The organism is Enterobacter sp. SST3, from assembly GCF_000286655.1.
Classification (GTDB): Bacteria; Pseudomonadota; Gammaproteobacteria; order Enterobacterales; family Enterobacteriaceae; genus Enterobacter; species Enterobacter roggenkampii.
Map to the genome: position 1 here is coordinate 73,982 of NZ_ALNS01000027.1, position 24,964 is coordinate 98,945.

The 24,964-nt window shown below is 60.6% G+C and carries 14 protein-coding genes and 2 pseudogenes; 7 read left to right on the plus strand and 9 right to left on the minus strand.

Annotated features, from left to right (window positions below):
• Positions 1-126: 126 nt before the first annotated feature.
• Positions 127-324: pseudogene (locus B498_RS22520) on the minus strand (nucleotidyltransferase domain-containing protein); the annotation flags it as partial.
• 385 nt (positions 325-709) lie between these two features.
• Between B498_RS22520 and B498_RS05220 the strand changes: the two are divergent.
• On the plus strand, positions 710-1,066 hold the full coding sequence (locus B498_RS05220) for a hypothetical protein (RefSeq protein ID WP_008502540.1): 357 nt from the start codon (positions 710-712) through the stop codon (positions 1,064-1,066).
• Positions 1,067-1,171: 105 nt separating this feature from the next.
• Entirely contained in the window at positions 1,172-1,732 is a 561-nt protein-coding gene (locus B498_RS05215; protein WP_008502541.1) for a YceI family protein, read from the plus strand.
• Here the strand turns inward: B498_RS05215 and B498_RS05210 are convergent.
• The 3 genes from B498_RS05210 to B498_RS05200 are packed head-to-tail and all read right to left on the minus strand — an operon-like array spanning position 1,724 to position 3,577.
• On the minus strand, positions 1,724-2,515 hold the full coding sequence (locus tag B498_RS05210) for an anti-sigma factor family protein (RefSeq protein WP_008502542.1): 792 nt from the start codon (positions 2,513-2,515) through the stop codon (positions 1,724-1,726). The genes B498_RS05215 and B498_RS05210 overlap by 9 nt on opposite strands.
• Positions 2,512-3,069, minus strand: a complete 558-nt coding sequence (locus B498_RS05205) for an RNA polymerase sigma factor (protein ID WP_008502543.1) — start codon at positions 3,067-3,069, stop codon at positions 2,512-2,514. The genes B498_RS05210 and B498_RS05205 overlap by 4 nt, the downstream gene beginning before the upstream one ends.
• Positions 3,050-3,577: a tetratricopeptide repeat protein gene (locus tag B498_RS05200; RefSeq protein ID WP_008502544.1), complete on the minus strand. Its 528-nt coding sequence runs from the start codon at positions 3,575-3,577 to the stop codon at positions 3,050-3,052. Before B498_RS05200 ends, B498_RS05205 begins: the two co-directional genes overlap by 20 nt.
• Before the next feature lie 757 nt (positions 3,578-4,334).
• Here B498_RS05200 and B498_RS0121625 point away from each other — a divergent pair.
• From B498_RS0121625 to B498_RS05185, 4 genes and pseudogenes are all read left to right on the plus strand, one after another.
• Positions 4,335-14,399, plus strand: a pseudogene (locus tag B498_RS0121625) (BapA/Bap/LapF family large adhesin).
• A gap of 80 nt (positions 14,400-14,479) precedes the next feature.
• A complete protein-coding gene (locus B498_RS05195; protein ID WP_008502547.1) occupies positions 14,480-15,883 on the plus strand; it encodes a TolC family outer membrane protein in 1,404 nt (467 codons plus the stop codon).
• Entirely contained in the window at positions 15,880-18,081 is a 2,202-nt protein-coding gene (locus B498_RS05190; protein ID WP_008502548.1) for a type I secretion system permease/ATPase, read from the plus strand. The genes B498_RS05195 and B498_RS05190 overlap by 4 nt, the downstream gene beginning before the upstream one ends.
• A 10-nt stretch (positions 18,082-18,091) precedes the next feature.
• Entirely contained in the window at positions 18,092-19,261 is a 1,170-nt protein-coding gene (locus tag B498_RS05185; RefSeq protein ID WP_085930317.1) for an HlyD family efflux transporter periplasmic adaptor subunit, read from the plus strand.
• Between the two features lie 83 nt (positions 19,262-19,344).
• Here B498_RS05185 and B498_RS05180 read toward each other — a convergent pair whose 3' ends face one another.
• The 3 genes from B498_RS05180 to B498_RS05170 form a co-directional block, all read right to left on the minus strand.
• Positions 19,345-19,854 carry a DUF6622 family protein gene (locus B498_RS05180; protein WP_008502550.1) on the minus strand — a complete coding sequence of 170 codons (510 nt, stop codon included), beginning with the start codon at positions 19,852-19,854 and terminating at the stop codon, positions 19,345-19,347.
• 85 nt (positions 19,855-19,939) lie between these two features.
• The gene (locus B498_RS05175) at positions 19,940-21,121 is read right to left on the minus strand and encodes a PLP-dependent aminotransferase family protein (protein ID WP_008502551.1); all 1,182 of its coding nucleotides are present in this window, start codon (positions 21,119-21,121) and stop codon (positions 19,940-19,942) included.
• Positions 21,122-21,141: 20 nt separating this feature from the next.
• Positions 21,142-22,029 carry a LysR family transcriptional regulator gene (locus B498_RS05170; protein WP_008502552.1) on the minus strand — a complete coding sequence of 296 codons (888 nt, stop codon included), beginning with the start codon at positions 22,027-22,029 and terminating at the stop codon, positions 21,142-21,144.
• 97 nt (positions 22,030-22,126) lie between these two features.
• Between B498_RS05170 and B498_RS05165 the strand changes: the two genes are divergently transcribed.
• Positions 22,127-22,729, plus strand: a complete 603-nt coding sequence (locus tag B498_RS05165) for a short chain dehydrogenase (RefSeq protein WP_008502553.1) — start codon at positions 22,127-22,129, stop codon at positions 22,727-22,729.
• On the opposite strand, the gene B498_RS05160 is transcribed toward B498_RS05165, so the two are convergent.
• Both B498_RS05160 and B498_RS05155 read right to left on the minus strand, forming a co-directional pair.
• Positions 22,723-23,457, minus strand: coding sequence for a class I SAM-dependent methyltransferase (locus B498_RS05160; protein WP_008502554.1), 735 nt, complete (start codon positions 23,455-23,457; stop codon positions 22,723-22,725). The genes B498_RS05165 and B498_RS05160 overlap by 7 nt on opposite strands.
• Before the next feature lie 126 nt (positions 23,458-23,583).
• Entirely contained in the window at positions 23,584-24,963 is a 1,380-nt protein-coding gene (locus tag B498_RS05155) for an amidohydrolase family protein (protein WP_008502555.1), read from the minus strand.
• Position 24,964: the final 1 nt, after the last annotated feature.

Genomic DNA, 24,964 nt, shown 5'->3' on the forward strand with positions numbered 1-24,964 from the left:
TCTAAGCACTCAGGAAGAACCTCACAACCGAAATTCAGACGACCATTTTTTAGCAAACGTCGTCTGAACATGGGGGCGGAACAGACCAAAACCTTTCAGACCCGGGCTCCGGCTTTCAGCATGGCTAAGCAGACGAGGCTCTCCCACATGTTCCCCGGTGAAAGCATGGAGCAGGTGACCCAGTGTTCCGGCGAACACAATACGCTGAGCCGTGATTTCGTCATAGTAGAGAGGGTCTACCACAACGACATAATCGAGAACGGAGTATTTATCAAACCCGCCATGAACAAGCGAGCCGCCAGCGAGAAGGGAGTGAATCTGCGATCATTCCACCACAATCACTACGTCCAGCCCTGCAGAGCTCATTCATCTTCTCGCTTGAGAAGCTATCCTCTCCCTTTGACCAACATCAACGACACCGCCCCTCCCCCTATGGAGAATAAAAAAACACCCCCACCCAGCGCTACGGAATAGCCGCTCAACCCGGAAGGAACCCCATCATGTACAGACCCATAACCGTCATAATATTCATTCTCCTGACGCTCGCCGCCCTCGCGGAAATAGGCGTATTATCCTTTGGATAATCCTCAGGCTAAATACCTCTCATCAGGGCATGTTGATCTCATTACAGTTTTTTCCTAAAGCCATCCCGTTTCGCCTGTGCCATGCTGAATCACGCTCATAACCGATAACGTTAAATGAGGATATTATGAAAAAAACAATTATAGCATTATCTGCCGTTCTGCTGGCTTCCCCAGTATTTGCTGCGACCACACATGCAACTGACGATACCGTCGCGGCGGCGAACGCAAACGCCAACGAGGCGAAGCAAAAACTGCACGAAGAGCAGAACAAAGGTGAAGAGCTGAAGCTGAAACAGAAGCATGCTGCGGAAGGTAAAAGCGAAAGCTTTGGCAGCAAGGTTAGCGAAGATTCCCAGAAAGCCTGGCATAAAACCAAAGAAGGCACCGAGAAAGGGTGGGATGCCACCAAAGAAGGCGCGGAGAAAGGCTGGAACAAAACCAAAGAAGGTGCCAGCGAGCTGGAAAAGAAAGTCACTGAGTAATTAGTTATCCTCACGAAAAGGTCGCGCTTGCGGCCTTTTTTATTTCTTCGAATATAATGAGCACCTCAGGCGTTTACGCAGTGCGCACTTATCGGAGAAACCACTATGTATCGCCTTTTGGCCTTTGTGACCGTTCTGCTGTTATGCCCTTCCCTGCATGCTGCCCCAAAAAGCTACCTTATCGACACCGAAAACACCGCCATTCGGCTCTCGTGGCACGCCTTCGGCGGCATCCTCTCCTGGGCGACGTTCAGCGGCGTGACGGGTGCCGTAACGCTCAATCCGGATAACGACGTTGACGACCACATCCACGTCACCATTCCCGTAGCAACCCTGGTGGCCTCAAACACGCTGCTCACCTGGCAATTAAAAAGCAACATGTTTTTTGATGCGGAGCACTACCCGACCATCGAGTTCATCAGCTCTCGCGTGGTCGACCAGGGCGCCGGACGGTTCAGGGTCTTCGGCACGCTGACCGTTCGAAACATTGCCCGGCCGGTGATCCTGGAGGCCGGGGTGAAAGACCCGCATGCGCAGGCCCTCACCCTGGATGCCACCACCGCGATATCACGCGCGTCCTACGGGATGGATAAGTTTGCCCTGGTCGTTGACGATCGTATTGCCATCGCCATTGCGATACAGACTAACAAGGTGCCGTCATCCTGAGATCACGCGCTGCAGCCGCTCAGCGTTTCCCCGCAGGTGAGACGGCGGGTTGCGGCCAATCAGGACAAACTGATAGCCCGCCTCCTGCCACCACGCCAGGTTCATGCTGTGCCGCTGCTCCTGTTGGAGCGAGGCCGTCGTCTTCTTATCAACAGGCGAAATGCAGAGGGCCATCGGGCCGTAGTCGGCGTTGATCCAGGCTATCTGCGCGATAGACGTCGTTTCATAGCGCAGTATGCGCACCATTTTAAGCTCAGCCCCCTGCAGGGTAAGCTGCGACAGGTTTAGCGTCATGCCGATGTCCTGCGCGGCCCGTTCCAGCCCGCGCTGCAGAACCGGCGTTGCGCTGTCCATATCCAGCAGCGTCTCGACGCTGTACAGGGACATATATTGCGCTTCGAGGTCGCGGATATGGGCGTTCTCATCCGCAGGCGCAGCTGAGGGATGCAGCAGATACCCCAGCCCGGAACCCACCAGCAAAAAGCTGGCCGAGGCGGCGATCAGCGCCCGTCGGCTGACGCCAGCCGCCGTCGAGACCTGCGGGTCGGGAAGTGCCGCGAGACGCGCCTGCATCCTCTCAAGAGGCGCATCATCCAGCAGGGAGGCAAACGCCCCGGCGTAATCCTGGCTGCTTTTCATCAGTTCGTCGGTTCGCCCGGCGAGGCGTTCGTCACATTTTAACTGTTCTTCAAATAACTGCGCGTCGGCGCGGCACATCTCGCCATCTATCCAGGCCACGATGGCGTCGTCGTTATAGGGCGGTGCAAAACGGTGCGCGTTCAAGAGCGTTTCTCCTTTACCGGAGGCAGTGCGTCAGCGGATTTGGCAAGCCGAGCCCGCGCCGTCGCCAGTCGGCTCATCACGGTACCGATCGGCACCGCCAGAGTCTCCGCCGCCTCCTGGTAGGTAAAGCCTTCGACATAAACCAAAAATACCGCGTTGCGCTGGGCTTCGGGCAGCGCATTAACGCGCTGCATCACCTTCAGGTAATGCAGGCGCGTCTCATTCTGTTCGCGGGTGTCGGGCGCCAGCAGCTCGTCGCTGGGGACAAATCCCTGCCCCTGGCGAACGTGTCGTGCCCGAAGCTCAGAGATCCAGATGGAGTGCAGGATCGCGAACAGCCATCTGTCGATGCGCGTGCCAGGCGTATACTGGCTGCTTCTTTCAAGCGCACGCACGCAGGTGGACTGAACCAGCTCTTCGGCGATATCCCTGTTTCGCGACAGCACCAGCCCATAGCGCCAGAGGCGCGGCAGGTGTGCGGCAAGCTGTTGACGAACCTCACGGGTTGCGATGGGTTTTCCCTCCACGAGAAGATCAGGATTCCGGATGTCCATTAATGGCAGCCTGCAGGTCACGGTACTCCTCGCAGGACTGGCCACAGATTCCGGCAATGACCTTCAGCTGTTCTTTCGCGAGGTCGGGACGTCCTTTCACCATCCACGCTTCACCGAGATACTCCCGGGCTTTGGCGTAATCCGGGGCGATAGCCAGCGCACGCTGGTAATAACCAATCCCTTCGTCCGTTCGGCCCAGTTTGCGCGTGGCGAACCCGCGATAGTTCCACGCTTCAGCCGTGTTGCCATTCTTCAGCGAATCCAGCAGGTTCAGCGCCGCCTGGTACTCGCCTTTCTTCGCGAGATGGTAAGCATAGTTGGTTTTGTCCTGGTCGCTGAGGCTGCTGCTCTTGTCCGGCACGCATTTCTGCGTGGCGCTGTCATACACCTGTCCGGAAGGACAATCAGGCGTTTTGCTCTCGGTACTATTATTGCCCATGGCCAGCGCCAGCGGGGACAGCAAAGAAAAAATCAGCACCGGGATCAAACGAAACGAGGTTGTGCGCATATAAAACTCCAGGGTGAGTGGGGAGTGACGTCAGTAAACGTCCGGGTGAGGATTTTTATTCATTCTTCGGTGAATTTTTTTCTGTCCTAAAACCCTGCCTGCACTTCAGTTGTAAAGGTAATAAACCAGGTTATTTTTTTTCTTCTCGTTATTATTCCTTGCGCCCATTAGCAGAGTTTTAACCCTATACAAGAATATATTTCATTACCTAAGTGACATAATATATCTTACATCAAAAACGTTACCCTAACTTAAACACACATTAAGCGCACTTAAATAATAACGTTTGACATGATATTTAAAATGCTCCCTACCAATTATCATACTGGGTCGTAAACGTTAAATAACAGCACCACAAAAGAAAACAAAAAGACACTAAAAACAACGATATAAAAAACAACAATTATAAAAAAGAGCAATCCATTAATGCCCCACTCATTGTTTCCATCTTTATTTACCAAAGCTTAATTTGCACAACCCTCATTTTCTGTCTATATCATTTTTATATTCCAGAAACCAATTCTTCTATTAATTACAGGGTTTTATAAAATACAAAACACCCATTAAACGGTTTTTTCATAAGTCATTAGATTCGCTCTGATGTTGCCACTCTGACGCATGGCGGGCATCGTGCGCGCTGAAATCTACGGTGAGCGCTGTTTTATAACAGCAGCTGCGCCGGGGGCGCCCTTTACCTTCAGCAGAGATGGCTCGTCTTGCTCGCCGTTCATGACACTTCTGCTGGAGTAATAACAAAATGAGCCAAATCTCTGTTATTTCAAAACTTACTGGTGTAGAAACGACCCTGGAAGGTACACAGGTTACGCTGAACCATTCCTCTGTCGTTGAACTTCACGTCGAGCGAGCGAGCGTCTCCCACTTCGCGCGAAGCGGTAACGACCTGCTGGTGACACTGCACTCCGGCGAGGTGATCACCCTTAAAAACTTCTATGTGGCGGACGCGCAGGGCGTGAGCCAGCTGGTTCTGCAGGACAGCAACGGCGCATTATGGTGGATTGAAGATCCGACCGGGGCCGCCACGTACGAATCTATCGCGTCCACGGACGTGCTGCTTGCGGCGTCAGGAAGTGACGCTGGTGGTGCCGCCATCTGGCCATGGGCCCTGGGTGGTATTGCCGCTGCAGGGGGCATCGCGGCCGCGGCAAGTAGCGGCGGCGGTGGCGGCGGTGGTGGCAGCAGTAACAATTCGGCCGATCCGGATACGACTGCACCAAATGCACCTTCCGGCCTTAAGTTCTCCTCAGACGGTAAAACCGTCACCGGTTCCGCCGAACCCGGCAGTACCATCACGCTGAAAGACGCGAACGGCAACGTCATTGGCACAGGAAAAACGGGCAGCGATGGCAACTTTAGCGTCTCCCTCGGGACACCGTTGACCAACGGCGAGCAGGTAACCGCCACCGCAACGGATAGCGCCGGGAATACCAGCCAGGGTTCAAGCGTCATCGCACCGGATCTCACCGCACCCGATGCACCCACGATTGGCAGCGTAATCGACGATATCGCCCCTCAGACGGGGACGGTGACCAACGGCGGCAGCACCAACGATCGGCGGCCGCAGCTCTCCGGCACTGCCGAAGCGGGCTCCACCGTGACGATTTATGACGGCGGAATAGCCATTGGCACCGCGGTCGTCGCCAGCAATGGCACATGGACATTCACCCCGTCCGTCGACCTGAATGAAAGCATCCACCAGATTACCGTACGGGCAACCGACGCCGCCGGCAACACCGGGCCAGCCTCACCGGTATTCACCCTCACCGTCGATCTTACCCCTCCGACAGCGCCCACCGCGATTGTGCTGCTCGACGATACGGGCCTTATCCGAGGAACAATCACGTCGGGCGTGCCTACCGATGCCTCGCAGCCGATCCTGGCGGGAACGGGCGAACCCGGTGGAACCATCACCATTTACGATAACGGCGTGGCGATTGGCACAACGACGGTGCTGCCTAACGGTACATGGAGCGTTACCCCAGGGGGCCCGCTCCCGGACGGAACGCACTCGATCACCGTCACTGAAACCGATGCCGCCGGAAACCAGAGTACGGCCTCTGAGCCTATCATCTTTACCGTGGACACCACGCCGCCGTCAGCCCCAGGAAACCTCGTGGTGTCGAATGATGGCGGTACCATCAGCGGCATTGGAGAAGCAGGCAGCACGGTGACCATTCGTGAAGGCGATTTCACCCTTGGCACAGTGGTTGTTGATAGCCAGGGGAACTTCAGCCTGACGCTGAGCCCGCCGAGGATCAACGGCGAAATCCTGACCGCTGACGCCACCGACACGGCGGGCAACACCAGTCCGACCACCTCCGCGGCGGCACCGGACATTACCCCGCCGCAGACCCCGGTCATCCTGTCGGTGATTGATGACGTGCAGGCCACCACCGGCCCGGTGGCCCAGAATGGGCTGACCAACGACCGGGCACCGACCGTGAACGGCACGGGCGAGGCAGGTTCGACCATCACGATTTATAACGGCAGCGATGCCCTCGGTACGGTGGTTGTTCCCTCCTCCGGCCAGTGGAGCTTTACGCCGCCCACACCGCTGACCGACGGCACCTGGGTGCTGACCGCGAAGGCGACGGATCCCGCCGGTAACCCGAGCGGGATATCAAACACGTGGACAATTAACGTTGACGGGACGGCACCTGGCGCCCCGGTGATTTTACAGGTTGTAAATGATATCCCAGGGCAGACCGGCGCGATCGACGTGAACGGGACCACCAACGACGCCACCCCGACGCTCAGCGGTACCGCTGAAGCAAACGCGACGATCAGCCTGCGCGTGGACGGTGTTGAAATCGGTACAACCGTTGCCAATGGCCTCGGCGTATGGAGCTTTACCCCTTCCTCCCCAATCGGTGAAGGCCCCCACGCTCTGACCGCCGTCGCGACCGATGTGGCAGGCAACCCCGGCCCCGTCTCCAACACCTGGACTCTGACGGTTGACAGCGTCGCGCCTGCGGCGCCGGTCATTACCCAGGTGCTGGATGATGTGCCGGAGCGCCTCGGCGCGCTCAATTCTGGCGACTGCACCAACGACACCACGCCAACGCTCAGCGGCACGGCTGAACCGGGCTCAACCGTTACCATTCGCCTGGATGGTACCAATCTTATTACGATCCCGATCGACGGCAGCGGCACCTGGACCTATACCCTTCCCACGCCGCTTGACGAAGGTCCTCATACCTTTAGCGTCGTCGCCACCGACGCGGCGGGTAACACCAGCCAGCCGTCAGACGACTTCACCCTGAACGTCGATATCACTGCGCCAGCGGCGGCCACCATCGCCACCGTGATCGACGACGTCGGCGGCGTACAGGGTTCGCTCAACAGCGGCGATACCACGGATGACACTCGCCCCCTGCTGCAGGGCACTGCCCCTGCAGACACGGTGATCACCGTCTATGACGGCACGACTCTGCTTGGCACCGCCATCCTCAACGGCAGCGGCGGCTGGAGCTTCACGCCCGTGACCCCGCTCACCGACGGTCCGCATTCCCTGACGGTGCACGCCACGGACGCCGCGGGCAATACCATCATCTCAACGCCATTTGAACTGACGGTGGATACCGTTGCGCCTGCCACGCCGGATATCCCGGCCATTACCGTCAATCCTGACGGCACAACAACGCCGCTGAATCCGGGCGAAACCACCCGCGACACCACGCCAACCCTGAGCGGTACCGGCAATCCAGGTGATACCGTGACGATCTACAACGGCGGCGTCAAACTTGATGATGTGCTCGTGGACGGTAACGGTAACTGGACATGGACACCAGCCACCCCGCTACCTAACGGAACCTATGACATCACTCTGACCGTCACCAACATGGACGGCACGGGCAACGAAAGCGCCCCGTCGCAGCCGGTCACTATTACCATTGATACCGAGGCGCCGGCTACGCCTGCGGCACCGATCGTCACCGACAGCGTCACCCAGATCACCGGCCCCGTCCCCAATGGCGGCACCACCAACGATCCGCGCCCGGTGCTGAGCGGCACCGGTACGCCAAACGACGTTATCAACATCACTGACACCGTTAACGGTACACCGACCGTTGTGGGCACCGTCACGGTAGACAGCAACGGCAACTGGAGCTGGCGTCCCGGCAGCGACATTGCCGAGGGCAGCCACGCCTATACCGCCACCGCCACGGATGAAGCGGGCAACGTCTCTGACCCGTCGTCAGCGATTACGATCATCGTGGATACCCTGGCGCCGGATACACCGGTGATTAGTGCAGTGGGCGGTGCGCCTGATGGTGGCTTTATCAAAGATACCACGCCGACAGTGGGCGGAACCGGGGTTAACGGTGAGACGGTAATCGTCTACAACAACGGCGTCGAATTGGGCCGTGTCGTGGTGGTGAACGGAGAATGGAGCCTGACGCTGCCAGCGCAAACGGACGGCCCGCTGAACATTACCGTGGCGGGCGTGGACGCAGCGGGCAACCTCAGCGCGCCGAGTTCAGTCTTTACCGTCACGCTCGATACCGTTGCGCCCGGGATACCGCAAATTAATGCCGTCTCAGACAGCCAGCTCACCAACAACGTGCTCTACACCCGCGACGGTACGCCGACCCTAACCGGGACCGGCGAGCCCGGCACTACCGTTATCGTCTCCGTCGACGGTACCGCGTCAGGTGTGCCGATCACGATCCAGCCGGACGGCAGCTGGAGCTGGACCGCAGGCACAACGCTCTCAGAGGGTCCGCATACCTTCACTGTCTCCGCTACCGATCCTGCGGGTAACGCTTCAGGAAGTTCAGCCCCGCTGAACGTGACGGTGGACACCCTCACCCCAGACGCCCCTGACAATCTGAACCTGGCACCAGAAGGTACACCACTAACCGGTAGTGCCGAAGCGGGAAGCCTCATCACGGTGAAAGACAGTAATGGCAACGTCATTGGTACCGGGGTTGCCACCGGCGGTAACTTCTCCATCGCTGTCAGCCCCGCTCAGCAGGATGGCGCGACCCTGACCGTGACCGCGACAGATGCTGCCGGGCATGAAAGTCCCGTTGCGAATTACACCGTCACCGGTACGGAGCCGAATCTTCCTGATGTACCCGTCATTACGGCGATCAACGATGACGTCGACCCAATCATTGGCGACGTGAAAGGCAAAACGACCAACGACACCACCCCAACCCTCACCGGTACGGCTCAGGCGGGGAGCCAGATCGCTATCTACCTGGACGGTGGCGTGACGCCCGTCTCGACGATCACTGCCGACGGCAGCGGCAACTGGAGCTATACCCCAGCCGCGCTTGGCGAGGGGCTGCACACCTTTGAGGTGACCGCGACCCTCAACGGCCAGACCAGCGGCCGCTCTCCGGCGGCCAGCGTCACCGTTGACCTTACCGCGCCGGGCACGCCGACCATCGGCGCCGTGATTGACGACGTTGGTCCGGGCACCGGCCCGCTGACCAGCGGCCAGACCACCAACGACAACCAGCCGACCCTCACCGGCACCGGCGCGGTGGGCGATACCATCTCGATCTACAACAACGGCGTGCTGCTGGACAGTGTGGTAATCGGCAATACCGGCACCTGGAGCTACACCACGCCTGTCCTGGCAGAGGGCAATCACGTCCTGACCATCCGCGAGACCGATCCGGCGGGGAACCAGAGCGGTCCTTCGGCGGGCTTCACCGTCGTGGTGGATTCCGTTTCCGCCACGCCGGTCATCACCAACGTCACGGATAATGTGGGCAATGCCGCCACCACGGTGGTCAGCGGTGGTCTCAGCAACGACGCCACGCCAACCCTTTCGGGGACAGCGGATGCAAACAGCGTGGTGACCATTTTCGACGGCGGCACGCAGATTGCCGTAGTGACGGCTGACAGTACCGGCGCATGGACGTTTACCCCTGATACCGCCCTCGGCGAAGGCTCGCACAGCTTTAGCGTCCGGGCGACCGACCCGCAGGGTAACCTCAGCGCGGTCTCCGCGCCCTGGAGCGTGGTGATTGACCTGACTGCACCGACGGTTCCGACGCTGGATAATGTGAGCGACGACGTCCCTGGCGGCATCCAGGGTAACCTCACCAGCGGCCAGGTGACCAACGACAGCACCCCAACCATCAGCGGCACCGGGCTGGCGGGCAGCACTATCCACATCATGAATAACGGCACGCAGATTGGTACAACGACCGTTGACGGAAGCGGGAACTGGTCCTTTACGCCGACCGCGCCGCTGGGCGACGGCAGCTACGCCCTGCGCGCGTATGCAACGGATACTGCAGGCAACGCCTCGGCCAACTCATCGGTCTTCACCTTTACCGTGGATACCGCAGCCCCTGGTGTACCGGTAGTCACCAGCGTGGTTGACGATATCGGTCCGGTCACCGGGACGCTCACGTCGGGTAACAGCACCAACGACGCGCGTCCGACCTTCAGCGGCACGGGCGAAGTGGGTTCTACCGTGCACGTGCTCGTTGATGGCAACGAAATTGGCACGGCGGTGGTCAATGCCCAGGGCAACTGGAGCTTCACTCCGGGCAGCGATCTGGCCGAAGGTCCACACGCCATCACCTTTAACGCGACCGATGCGGCAGGCAACACCGGCGCCACAACGGCACCGTTTAACCTGACGGTCGATACGGGCGTGCCGTTAGCGCCGGTCATCTCGACCGCGGGTGACAACGTGGGCAGTATTCAAACCCCGCTCTCTTCCGGGCAGAGCACCGACGACACCACGCCGACGCTGAACGGCACCGCGACCGCCAACGCCACGGTTACCGTGTATGAAAACGGACAGCCGGTCGGCACCGTGCAGGCGGACGGCACCGGCGCATGGAGCTTTACGCCATCAGCGCCGCTGGGCAACGGCAGCCATACCTGGACCGCCACGGTCACCGATGCAGCGGGCAACGTCAGCCCGACCTCGCCGGGCTTTACCCTGATTGTTGATACCGCGGCACCGAACGCGCCGGTTATCAGCCAGGCAATCGACGTCGTGGGCAGCATCACCGGCCCGCTCACGTCCGGACTGACGACCGACGACACCCAGCCGCAGCTTGTTGGGACCAGCGAACCGTTTGCCACCGTGAAGATCTATGAGGGCACCACCCTGGTCGGCACGGGCACCGCGGACGGCAGCGGCAGCTGGAGCATCGTGCTCACCCCTCCGCTGACCGCGGGCGCGCACAGCTTTACCGCGCAGGCCACGGATGCGGCAGGCAATACCAGCGTGTCGTCCACCAGCTTCAGCCTCACCGTCGACACCACGCCGCCTGCGCTGCCGGTGCTGACCAGCATTCTGGATGACGTGGGCAATGCGGCGACGCCAGTTGCCAACGGTGGGTTCACCAACGACGCGCAGCCGACCCTCAGCGGTACGGCGGAAGCGGGAGCCACGGTGAAAATCTTTGATAACGGGGTCCAGATCGGCAGCGTGACGGCGACCGGCGGCGCGTGGAGCTTTACGCCTTCTCCGGCGCTGAGCAACGGCGCGCACACGTTGACCTTCACCGCCACCGATGCGGTGGGCAACGCCAGCGCCCCCACCGCCGGATATGTCATTAACGTCGATACCCTTCCGCCAGCCGCGCCGGTCATCAGTTCGGTCATTGATGATGTCGGCAGCGTCACCGGGCCCGTGACCGGTACGAACCCGACTAACGACACCCGTCCAACGCTGAACGGGACTGCCGAAGCGAATGCCACGGTTCGGATCTACGACGGCATCACGCTGGTGGGCACGGTCACCGCCGATGGCAGCGGCAACTGGACCCTGCCACAAACCACCACCACGTTGACGCAGGGCACGCATAACTTTACCGCGACGGCCACCGATGCGGCGGGCAACACCAGCGTGGCGTCAGCCGTGACGACGATTATCGTCGATACGACCGCGCCAACGGCGCCGACCGGCACCTTCAACGCCGACGGTAGCATCCTGACCGGGAGCGCGGAGGCGGGCAGCACCGTCACTATCCGCCTTGCGGACGGTTCAACGGTGACCGCCATTGCGGGCAGCAACGGCACCTAGAGCTACACCTTCATTAACAAACAGATCGAAGGCCAGACGCTGCAGATCACCGCGACCGACGTCGCAGGCAACACCTCCCTGCCGGGCTCTGCCCTTGCGCCGGTGGTGCCGCTCTCCGCCAGCAATAACGTTGAGGAGCTGAACCTCAGCACCACGGCGACCGTGACCAACAGCCAGTACAGCGACTACGGCTTCCTGCTGGTCGGCGCCGTGGGCAACGTCCTGACGCTGATCGGTAATGACACCGCGCAGGTGAACTTCACGGTGGGCAACGGCGGCAGCGCGGACATCGTGGTAAACGCCAACGCTACGGGGGCGGTGCTCTCTCTGCTCAATACCCTTGAGCTGGTGGTGCAGCACTACGTCAACGGTGTCTGGACAACCGTGGTGGATACCGGCCAGCCGCAGTTTGCCGATCTCCTGACCTTCGGCGCCACCGGCGTCTCGCTGAATCTGACCGGGCTGGCCGACGGCAACTACCGCGTGCTGAGCTACAACACCAACCTTCTGGCGACAGGTTCCTACACCAGCCTCGACGTGGCGGTGAAAGAGACCGGTCCGGGTACGGTCACGGGCGATACCAGCCTCAACGGCAACGTGATCCTCGATACGGACCCGACCGCCGGCAGCGACAACGCGCCGGCCGGCACCACTATCTCCACGGTCACTAACGCGCAGGGCGTGACCACCAGCGTGAACGCCGACGGCACGGTGATCCAGGGCAAATACGGTACGTTGACCATCAACCGCGACGGCAGCTATACCTACAACCTGACTGATACCAGCGCCGCGGTCGTTGGCCGGACGGAGAGCTTCACCTACACCATCACCCATAACGGCGTCAGCGCGTCGGCAAACCTGGTGCTGTCTCTGGGTGCCGGTACGGTCATCAACGGCATTGTGGCAGTGGACGACACGGCCTCGCTGACCTTTGACACCACCGTGAGTGAGGTGAATAACGGCGCCTCGTCTCAGAACGGTTTTACCCTGGTGGGCATTAATCTCGGCAGCACGCTGGGGCTTAACCTGCTGGACGACCTGACCAACCCGATTATTTACAACGTGGAGGAAGGGACGACCCGCACCATGACCATCCAGGCCTCCGTGGGGGGCGTGGCGCTGGCATCGGTGTTCGATCTGTACGTCTATAAGTTCAACAATGCGACCCAGACCTTCGAGCAGGTTCGCGTCGAGTCGGGCTGGCTGCGCGCGCCGCTGCTGGGGGGCACGTCACCGCAGCTGACGCTGAACCTGCCTGCCGGGGAGTACCTGTTCCTGCTGAATACCGCGTCCGGGATCACCGCCCTGACGGCCTACACGCTGAGCGTCCTGCAGGACCATGTCTACAGCGTGGCGAGTATTAGCGAAACGACCACCGGCGACGTGCTGGCGAATGACCCGGTTCCAGCGGGCACGCTGGTTACCGAAGTGAACGGCGTGACGGTCAACAGCAGCGGCACCACCACCATTCAGGGGGAATACGGCACGCTGACCATCAATGCGTCCGGTCAGTACACCTATACCCTGAGGAGCGGCGTAGGCGCGGACCATATCAGCACGCCGGATACGTTCGTCTACACCGTTACCGCGCCTGACGGCTCGAAGGATACGGCATCGCTCAACATCACCCCAACCGCGCAGGCAATGAATGCGGTCAACGATGTCAGCGCCACGATGGACCTTACCTCGGTGCACCACACGTCGGTCTACTCGGATACCACCGTGGGCGTCGCCAGCTGGACGACGGCCCTGTTCTCATCAACCCAGGGCAGCGGCAGCGGAACCTTCGTGGTCGACCCGAACACCGCGCTGCACAACGCGTCGCTGCATTTTAGCGTGGCCTCGCTGCTGGCGCTGGGCGGGCTGACGGTGAACTGGACGATTAGCGATGCCAACGGCGCGATCCGCAGCGGCTCCTTCAGCGGCGCCTCGCTGCTGGGCGGCAGTATCGACGTCCCGCTGACCGGGCTGGATCTCAACGCCGGGACCTATACGCTGAGCTTTACCGGTAGCGTACCGGGGCTCAGCGTCGGGACCATCACCATCACGCCAAGCGTAAACGGCACCACCTACTCGCTGAGTAATTTCGACGTCACCGGCAGCCACACCGTCAACGGCAATATCTTTGACGGCACCGACTCTGGCGGCGTGCTGGATCAGCTCCACTCGGTGGATACCCGTCTGAGCGTGACCGGCTACAACGGCGTAACCACCACGCTGGATCCGTATACCGGCAGCGCAACGGTGAACATTGTCGGCCACTACGGCACGCTGGCGATCGGCGCTGACGGCCATTACACCTATACCCTCAACAGCGGGGTATCGCTCTCAACCATGACCTCGAAGGAGACCTTCAACTACACCCTGACCGACTCTGCCGGAAGAACGGATACCGCTACGCTGACCATCAATATGGCGCCGCAGTTCATCAGCTCGGAACATAACGACGCCATCACCGGTACGGCCTACGGCGATACGCTGATTTACCAGGTGCTGAACAGTACGGTGGGGAATGCCACGGCGGGTAACGTCAGCAGCGCCGGAGGCGATCACTGGACCGGGTTCTCGCTGGCGCAGGGAGACAAGATCGACATTGGCGATCTGCTGGTGGGCTGGGACGGTAATACCGCCTCGTTGGGGAATTATATCCATGTCACACAAAGCGGTAGCAACACTGTGATCTCCATCGACCGTGATGGTGCAGGGTCCACCTACACTAATACTGCACTCGTTACGCTTGATAACGTTCAGACCACGTACGACGAGCTCGTTAACCAGCAACACATCATTACCTGATAGCACCTGCAACAGATGACCCGGGCGCACAGCGCCCGGGCATTAATAATAAAGCTGTACTTTTTTATTAGGGACATGACATGGGAATGAAGATGCCTTACTGGTGGCTCTCGTGCTGCCTGATATCTGTGCCCGCTTTCTGCGCAAATCCGGCGGCAACCATCAATACCGGACAGCTTCGCGAAACGCAGGAACTCCCCTCGCTCAACGGTCGCGTGGCCCCGGTGGCGGGCAACGCCGCGCCCGGTTCATTACAGCTTGGCGAGGCCGTCAACCGTGCCGTCACCTGGCATCCGGCCATCAGCGAAGCCGTGGGCAAACTCTACCAGCAGAGCGAAGAGGTGGACGTCGCGAAGTCAAAATACTATCCGCAGATTAATGCCGGCGTGGACAACGGGTATTCCCACGACGGCGACCAGAACGGCTTTACGCCGTCGCTGGTGCTTTCCCTCTCACAAATGCTCTACGACTTCGGCAAGGTGGCCAGCCAGGTGCGCGCCGAAAGCGCCGGCGTGGCCCAGCAGCAGGCTAACGTGCTGGTGAGTATCGACACCATCGCCCACGATACCGCCGTCGCCATGGTACAGGTGCAAACCTGGCAGCAGATGGTCGACACCGCCAAAGAGCAGCTTGAGGCCCTCTCCTCCATTGGCACGCTGACCCGCCAGCGTAACGACGAGGGGGCTACGTCGCTCTCTGACGTGGTACAGACCGATGCCCGTATCGAAGGCGCGCGCGCCCAGCTGATGCAGTACCAGGCCAGCCTGGACAGCGCCCGCGCGACGCTGATGAGCTTTCTCGGCTGGAACAGCCTGAACGCGATCAGCAATGATTTTCCGCAAAAGCTGGCCCGCAGCTGCGATGTCGCCGAGCCGGACGACCGACTGGTTCCCGCGGTACTCGCCGCCTGGGCGCAGGCTAACGTCGCCCAGGCTAACCTCGACTACGCCGACGCGCAGATGACGCCCACCGTCTCGCTGGAGCCGGAGGTGCGCCACTACCTGAACGATCGCTACGCGGGCAGCGACACGCGGGATCGCACCCAGTATTCCGCCTGGGTGAAAGTGCAGATGCCGCTCTATCAGGGCGGCGGCCTCACCGCCCGGCGTAACGCCGCCGGACATGCGGTGGAGGCGGCACAGTCCACCATTCAGCGCACGCGCCTGGATGTCCGCCAGAAACTGCTGGAAGCCCGCAGCCAGGTGATGAGCCTGCAAAGCACGCTGCAAATTCAGGGTCGCCAGGAGGCGCTCAGCGCCCGCACCCGCGAACTGTACCAGCAGCAGTATCTGGACCTCGGCTCGCGCCCCCTGCTCGACGTGCTCAACGCCGAACAGGAGGTTTATCAGGCGCGCTTCACCCAGCAGCAGACCGTTGGTCAGCTGCACCAGCTACAGCTCAACTGCCTGTATAACACCGGGCAATTGCGTCATGCGTTCGACCTTGATAACCGCACCATCCAGACCGTGGAGATCCAGCCATGAAGCAGCGTGATATCCCGCAAGGTGAAAACATGACGGATGCGGCCCTGGCCCAGTGGGCGCAGGCCTTTGGCTTTATCGCCACCCGCTACCGCGTCGCCTGCTCGCCCGGCGCGCTGATCGCAGGCGCACCGTGGCTCAAAGGCAAACCGATGGTGCCCGCCCTCACCCAACTGGCGCGTGAGGCGGGGCTGTCGTTTCAGCTGCTCACCGCTGACCAGCAGTCAATCAACAGCTGGCGTCTGCCGGTGGTGGTGGCGCTGAATGACGGCCGGGTCGGGGCGATCGAGCACTTCGACGGCGACGATACGCTGGAAGTCAGCTTCTTCGACGATCAGACCTACACCAACCGGCTGTCGATGACGGCCATGCTGCCCGCTATCCGCCACGTCATTGCCCTGCGTCCCCTTGCCGCGCTGAAGGACAGCCGCGTGGATGCCTATATCTCAAAATATCGCCCGGACTGGCTCTACCGGCTGGTGATGCGCGATCTCCGCCCCTACAGCTGGGTGATGCTCGCCGCGCTGTTTATCAACGTGCTGTCGCTTTCCGGGATCGTCTTTTCCATGCAGGTCTATGACCGGGTGATCCCCGCCCAGTCCTACCCGACGCTGTACGTCCTGACCATCGGGGTGCTGATCGCCACCCTGTTTGGCTTCGTGCTGCGCGTGGCGCGCGGCCACATTATGGATCTGCTCGGCAAGCGCTCGGATATGCGCGTCTCGGATCGCGTCTTCGGCCACGCGCTGCGGCTGCGCAACAGCGCGATTCCCCGATCCACCGGGAGCTTTATCTCACAGCTGCGCGAGCTGGAGCAGATCCGCGAGATGGTCACCTCGTCCACCATCTCGACGATTGTCGACCTGCCCTTCTTTTTACTGTTCGTGGTGGTGCTGGCGATCATCGCCCCGCAGCTGGCGTGGATCGCCCCGGTCGCGGCGGTGATCATGGTTCTGCCCGGCCTGCTGCTGCAGAAGAAGCTGGCGGAGCTGGCAAAGCAGTCGGCCCATGAATCAACCCTGCGCAACGCGGTGCTGGTGGAAAGCGTGCAGGGGCTGGAGGACATCAAGCTGATGCAGGCGGAAAACCGCTTTTTGCAGCAGTGGAACAGCTATATCCAGATCACAGCGGAATCCGGCCTGCGCACCCGCGAGCTGACGCAGAACCTCATCAGCTGGGGGATGACCATCCAGAGCCTGGTTTACGCCGCCGTGATTGTGGTCGGCGCGCCGATGGTGATCGACGGCACCCTGACCACCGGCTCGGTGGTCGCCGCCTCGATGCTGGCCTCCCGCATGATCGCCCCGATGGCGACGCTGTGCGGCGTGCTGGCCCGCTGGCAGCAGGTCAAAGCGGCAAAAGAGGGGCTGGACAGCATCATGCAGCTCCCCACCGAAAACCAGCGCGAGGAGACGCCGATCCGCCAGGACGTGCTGCGCGGTCACTACCTCTTTGAGCAGGCGCAGTTCCGCTATCAGCCGGACGATCCGCGCATGGCGCTGCGCATTAACCGCCTGGAGATCGTGCCGGGTGAGAAAGTAGCGATCCTCGGGCGCAACGGCGCGGGCAAATCGACCCTGCTGCAGGCGATGGCGGGCGGGATGGATCTGGCGGCGGGCGAGCTGCGGCTCGACGGCTTCAGCCTGCCGCATCTCGACGTGGCGGACGTGCGGCGCAACGTCGGCTTTATGACCCAGAACGCGCGGCTGTTTTACGGCACCCTGCGCGAGAACATCACCCTCGGCATGCCGCGCGCCACCGACGAAGAGATCTTCGAGGCGCTGGAGCTGACCGGCGCGGCGGGCTTCGTGCAGAAGCTGCCCAAGGGGCTGGACTACCCGATCATGGAAAACGGCGTGGGGCTCTCCGGCGGGCAGCGTCAGTCGATTTTGCTGGCGCGGATGCTGCTGCGCGATCCGAATATCGTGCTGATGGATGAACCCACCGCCTCGCTGGACGAGCACACCGAGCGGGAATTTATCCAGCGGCTGGGCGACTGGCTCGGGCACCGCACCCTGATCGTCGCCACCCATCGCGTACCGGTGCTGGAGCTGGTGGAGCGCGTGGTGGTGTTGAAAGAGGGCATGCTGGTGATGGATGCGCCAAAAGCCCAGGCGCTGAGCAACAGCCGCATGCAGCAGCAACAGCAGCAACAGGCAGCAACCGGACGGGAGTGGAAAAATGAAAATCAGTCAGCGTGACGTGGCGGCAATGGACGATCTGGATAACGCCCTCGACTCCGAAAGCGGCTACACCGGCGCGCGTCGGATCGTGATCTTCTCGCTGCTGATGTTTGTGGTGCTGGGGGTCTGGGCGTGGTTTGGCGTGCTGGATGAGGTGTCAACCGGATCGGGGAAAGTGATCCCCAGCTCGCGCGAGCAGGTCTTACAGTCTCTCGACGGCGGGATCCTCACCGAGCTGAACGTCCACGAGGGCGATCAGGTGCAGGCCGGGCAGGTGCTGGCGCGGCTTGATCCGACCCGTTCCGAGTCAAACGTCGGCGAAAGCGCGGCGCGCTACCGCGCCTCGCTGGCCTCCAGCGCCCGCCTCTACGCCGAGGTAAACGATCTGCCGCTGAAATTCCCGCCGTCCCTGGCGAAATGGCCGGATCTGATTGCCGACGAAACCCGGCTGTACAACTCGCGCCGCGCGCAGCTGGAGGATACCCAGCGGGAGCTTCGCGCCGCGTTAGATCTGGCGAATAAAGAGCTGGCCATTACCCAGCGGCTGGTGAAAACCGGGGCCGCCAGCCACGTGGAGGTGCTGCGCCTGCAGCGGCAGAAAAGCGATCTGGAGCTGAAGCTCACCGACGTGCGTTCGCAGTATTACGTCCAGGCCCGCGAGGCGCTCTCCAAGGCCAATGCGGAAGTGGATATGGTTTCGGCGATCCTCAAGGGCCGCCAGGATTCCGTCACCCGTCTGACGGTTAAATCGCCGGTGCGCGGGATCGTCAAAAACATCAAGGTCACCACCATCGGCGGGGTAATCCCGCCCAACGGCGAGCTGATGGAGATTGTGCCAGTGGACGATCACCTGCTGATCGAAACCCGACTCTCGCCGCGTGATATCGCTTTTATCCATCCGAACCAGGAAGCGCTGGTCAAAATCACCGCCTACGACTACGCCATTTACGGCGGGCTGCACGGCGTGGTCGAGACCATTTCCCCGGACACCATTCAGGACGAGGCCAAGCCGGAGGTGTTTTACTACCGGGTGTTTATCCGCACCAGCCAGGATTACCTGGTCAATAAGGCGGGCAGGCATTTCTCGATTGTGCCGGGGATGATTGCGACGGTGGATATTAAAACCGGCGAGAAAACGGTGCTGGATTACATGATTAAACCGTTCAACCGGGCGAAAGAGGCGCTGAGGGAGCGGTAGTCAATCGCCGGGTAGCGGCTGCGCCTTACCCGGCCTACATGGTTTTCTCCCTCTCCCTGCGGGAGAGGGTTGGGGTGAGGGCATCAGACCGGAACCCGGGCGACATACACTCCAACATAGCGCGCAAATTTCCCGATAAAGACGCCGGCAAACACGCCGCCGGAGACGATCGCCAGCGCGCTCATGGCGGGCTGCTGCATCGTCTGGGGAGAGATCGCGCTCATCACGCCCAGCACATACTTCACCCCGAACGCCAGCATCATAAACGGCAGCGCGGTGTAGTCGGCCTGCCGGTAAAGGCTGCGCGGCGCCTCTGCGCGGGTAATCACAGCCAGCTTGATCAGGACATACCCCAGCGCGGCACCGGCAAGGATCCCCGCCGTCCACAATGCAACAGTCCCGGGAGTCAGCGTGCGATAGACTATCAGATCGTAAATATCCCAGATAAGAAAGATGCCCGGAATAATGGCAAGCCGCTCCAGCGTCACGGTGGCGGGCCGTCGGGCTTTAATGCCACGGGAGATAAGGAAGATAAACAGCACCCACACCCAGACGGGCGTGTGCGTCACAACACCGATCAGAAATTCAAACATGGAGATCTCCATGGACGATTGCGGCCCGTGCCGCCCTGAACGCGTATTGCGCATAACGGCAAAACCACCGTTATGCGCAGGTCTTTTACAGCGATTTTTTCAGGCGTCGAACCGCTTCTATCAGCTGCTCATCCGTTGGGGTGACGAATGACATGCGCAGCGTTGTCTGGTCCGGCTCGTTGCAGTAGAAAAATTCGCCCGGTACAAAGACTACGCCGTTACTTAAGGTTTTTTCCAGCCAGCGGGTAGTGTTCATGCCGTTGTTCATTTTCGCCCACAGGAACATGCCCCCCTTCGGCTTGTGGAACGACATCACGTCGCCCAGCTCGGCTTCCAGCTCCGTGGCGAACGTCCGGTATTTCTGGCGATAGGCCTCGCGGATCGTTTTAATCTGATCGGCCAGACGGCCGGTCTTCAGGTACTCGTACGTCATCAGCTGCGACAGCGTGCTGGTGTGCAGATCGGTGGTTTGCTTAAGGTTCACCACCGCGCGCTTCAGCCACTCCGGTACCACCACCCAGCCCACGCGGGTACCCGGCGCGAGGATTTTAGAGAAGGTGGAGGTATACACCACGTTCTCTTCGTTGCCGATATCTTTGGCATGGGCAATTAACGGGCGGAAGACGTCATCGGTATAGTTAATTTCGCTGTACGGATCGTCTTCGATAATCACGAAGTCATAGCGCTTCGAGAGTGCCACCAGCTGTTTACGGCGCGCCTCAGACAGCGTAACGCCACCTGGGTTACCAAAGGTTGGAACGATATAGACCGCTTTGATGGTTTTCTTTGCCACCAACGCCTCAAGTTCATCGACCTTCATACCGTCACCGTCGGTGCCGACGGATTCAAAGTTGGCCTGCGCCAGGCCAAAGACCTGCAGCGCAGCAAGATAGGTTGGACGCTCAACGACAACCGTATCGCCCGGATTCATTAACGCGCGCGCCAGCACGTCCAGAGATTGTTGAGAGCCAGAGGTAATGACGACATCATCGGCCTTACAGGTGATGCCGCGCCCCTCGCAGATGCGTTTAATTTCCTCGCGCAGCCCCGGCACGCCTTCCGTCAGGCCATACTGGAATGCTTCCCCAAAATGCTGCGATAAGACGGCATCAGAGGCAATTTTCAGCCCTTCGCGATCGAACAGGTCCGGGTTTGGGATACCCCCACCCAGCGAAATCACGCCCGCCATTTTGCTATGTTTTAATAATTCACGGATGGCAGAGGATTGCAGGCCCTGCGCGCTGCGGGCGAGTTTGTTTGCAGACATTCTTTGATTACCTTCTTTTTTTATATTGTGCCCAATCTTAGCAGAATATGGGCAATAAATTCCGTCAGCTTAGGCAGCGGCCGCAAATCCTGACGCCACAGTAAATGCACCGGCCTCGGCGCGGGCGTGAACGGTTCCATTACCCGAACCAGCCTGCCGCTTGCCAGCTCTTCCGCCACCAGCACCTCCGGCTGCAGCAACAGCCCCGCCCCCGCGCGCGCCGCCATGCGTAAGCCATAGCCGTCATTGCATCGTAAAACGGCATCGCGCTTCCAGCGCACCTCCCCTTCCACGCCCGGCAGCCGCCACTCGTTGCGCGCGGTCCACACCGTGTGCGAAAGACAGAGGTGATCCACCAGATCGTCTGGCGTTTGCGGCGTGCCGTGTTGCGCTAAATAGTCCGGCGCGGCACAGATCACCATGTTGTAGGGGCACAGGTATTTCGCCACCAGATCGTCATTACGAATGTCGCCAATGCGAATGGCCAGATCGACGCCCTCTTCCACCAGATCGACCATCCGGTTAGTCAGATCCAGCTCGATGCGTACCTCCGGGTAGCGCTGCAAAAAGGATGCCGTCAGCGGGGCGATCGCGCAGCCGCCAAACGACGTAGGCGCCGTGATGCGCAGGGTGCCTGACGGCGTGGCACGCAGCCGTTCAACCGCGCTTTCGGCAATCGACACCTGCTCCAGAACCCGTCGGGCTTCTTCAAAATAGACGCGTCCGGCATCCGTCAGGCTCTGGCGGCGCGTGTTACGCTCCAGCAGTCGGGTGCCCAGCTGTGCTTCCAGCAGCGCAACGTATTTGCCCACCATCACCGCCGACATCTCCAGCCGCGCCGCCGCGCCGGTGAAGCTGCCGCTTTCCACCACGGCAATAAACGTCTCCATGCTGCGAAGCTTATCCATATTCCAAACCTCTGGTTAGCAATCTTCTAACTTTAGCCCAGTTTATCCGACTTTTAATTTATTAAAGAATGAAGGCTCACAACATAAGGAGTCGGCTATGAAAATCGTCATTATTGGTGCCAGCGGTACGGTCGGTCGTGCGGTAACGGATGAGCTGAGTCGTCGCCACGAGGTCATCCGCGTGGGCCGCACGCAGGGCGACGAGCAGGTGGATATCACCTCGCAGGCGAGCGTTCAGGCGCTGTTTGAGAAAATCGGCCCGGTGGATGCCATTGTGTCCGCCAGCGGCGGCCTCTACTTCGGCCCGCTCGCGACCATGAAGGACAGTGACTTCAACCAGGGCCTGCAGGATAAGCTGCTCGGGCAGGTGCGTCTGGCGCTGACCGGCCAGCACTACCTGAACGAAGGCGGCTCGATTACGCTGATAAGCGGGATCGTGGCGCACGAGCCGATTGCGCAGGGGGTAAATGCCACCACGGTGAACGCGGCGCTGGAAGGGTTTGTTCGCGCCGCAGCCTGCGAACTGCCGCGCGGGATCCGCATCAACCTGATTAGCCCAACGGTGCTCACCGAATCGGTCGACACGTACGATGGCTTCTTCCCGGGCTTCGAAAGCGTGCCTGCCGCCACGGTGGCGCAAGCCTATCGTCGCAGCGTGGAAGGCGTGCAGACCGGGCGGGTGTACAAGGTCGGCTACTGAGCCTTGCGGGCGGCGATCAGCACCAGCATCGGGCGCTCCGCCTCTTCGGCCAGCGCGGGCCAGGCGTCAATCTGCGCCTGCGTTGGCCCCCATTCGTTGACGTTGCTTATCGTTAATCCGGCTTTAATCAGCGCGTTAAGCGTGGTGCCCAGCGTACGATGGTATTTGATCACCCCGTCCGCCAGCCAGTTGCTGACGCGCTGGCCTTCGTCCTGATAATGATTCACGCCCCAGAACCGCTCGCCGTTATCATCGGTCAGCCAGCCCTGACGCGAGGCGCAGGTGTAAATCGGGTGCTCCATGGAAAAGACCAGCCTCCCGCCGGGCTTGAGCGCGCGCTGAACCCTGGCAAATAACGTGTCCAGTTCCGGAAGGTAATGCAGCGCCAGCGAGCTGTAGACGAGGTCGAGGCTGCTTTCGTCGAGCTTGAGAGCGTCCAGATCGCTCCGCTGATAGTGAATCTGTGGGTCCACCGTAAGCTCCGCTGCGCGGGCGAGCATCTTTTCGGAGATATCAACGCCCGTGACCTCAGAGGCGCCCAGTTCGCGCGCGGCGCGGCAGAACCAGCCGTAGCCGCAGCCGAGATCGACAACCGCTTTGCCGGTTAAATCGGGCAGCATGGCCTTAAGCGCGGGCCACTCCGGCGCACCGTCCAGCCCCTGCACCGAGCGCGGAAGCTGGGCGTAGCCTTCGAAAAACGCCGGGTTGTCGTAGATGTTTTGTGCCATGGCAGATCCCTCTTTAATAATGTGACGCCCAGTATAAAACATTGCCGGGTGGCGCTGCGCTTACCCGGCCTACGATTTGAGGGTTTCAGTAGGCCGGGTAAGGCGAAGCCGCCACCCGGCTCGCTTTTAGCCCACCGTACCCCAGACCAGATTGCCCTTATGGAACGTCGCGGTGCGCGGGGAGATGCGCGCCACGGCTTCGGCGGAACAGGAGGCGTTCACCAGCACAAAGCTGGCGTCGTCCTGCGCTTTCGGCCAGACGCGTTCGCCTTTGTCGTTCAGCGGCAGCACGTCGCCGGTCGCAATTCCCAGCGCGCGGGAGAGCGTCTGCTCGTTCGGGCGGATATAGAGCTGGGCGTAGAGATTCGCTTTTTCCAGCATGTCCCCTAAACCGTACGGTGACCAGTGGTCGATCACGCTGTCGGTGCCGGTCATCACAAACACGCCTTTATCGCGCAGCTGCTTCAGCGGCATATGCAGGGTGCCAATCGGCACGGTGGAGGCGATAGTCACCTGCTGCGCCGCCATGCGGGTAGCAATCTCATCCACCTGCTGCTCGTTCAGCGTGGCCAGCGCGAAGGCGTGGCTGATGGTCAGCTTGCCCTTCAGCGCCGGCGTTTTCTCCACCGTTTCGACCATGTAGTTCACCGCCGCCACGCCCGCCGGGCTGCTTTCGTGCAGGTGAATGTCCACCCCTTTGTCGTAGTCCAGCGCAATCTGGAACATCAGATCGAGGGATTTCTCCATCGCCCCGTCGACGTTGGTCGGGTCCAGCCCGCCCACGTAGTGTGCCCCGGCCTGCATCGCCTCGCGCATCAGCTTTTCGGAATTCGACAGCAGCAGGCCGTGCTGCGGAAACGCCACGATCTCGCAGTCAAATCCGGGCTTGCGGCGCGCCAGCACCGCCTGCAGGTTTTCGAGATTTTTCAGGCCGGAGGTCGGCTCGATATTGCAATGGCTGCGGGCGAGGGTGGAGCCTTTCGACTGGATCAGGTCGATCAGCTTTTCCGCACGCTCCTGGGTGTAGGGCTGGAGCTCAGGCAGCAGCTTCTGTTCCAGGCGGATCATATCCTGAATGGTGGTGCCCGCCGGGCGGTTAAGGGAACGCCACGGGCCGCCGTAAAAGGTTTTATCCAGGTGAATGTGCATGTCGCGCATCGCCGGAAGCATCAGCTTTTTACCCGCGTCGTAGTGCGGCAGGGTCGCGTCGGCGTGGCTGCCGTTATCGCGCAGGGCGACAATTTTCCCGTCTTTGATCTCCAGCGTTTTCAGCTCGGTGCGGGTGCTCGTCGCCACGTTGCCGTCGAAGTTAAACCCGGCTTCGAGCAGCACGTTGTCCAGATAGTAATGTTTCGCGGTGATGGTCATCGGTTTACCCGTCTCGCAGGTTGGTTTTGCGGAGTCGGCAGCATACGCGACGGAACCGGTCGCGCCAAACAGCGCGCAGGCGGTCACCATTTTGCCGCTCTGGCTGATGAATTCACGGCGGCTTTTATTTTCACTCATC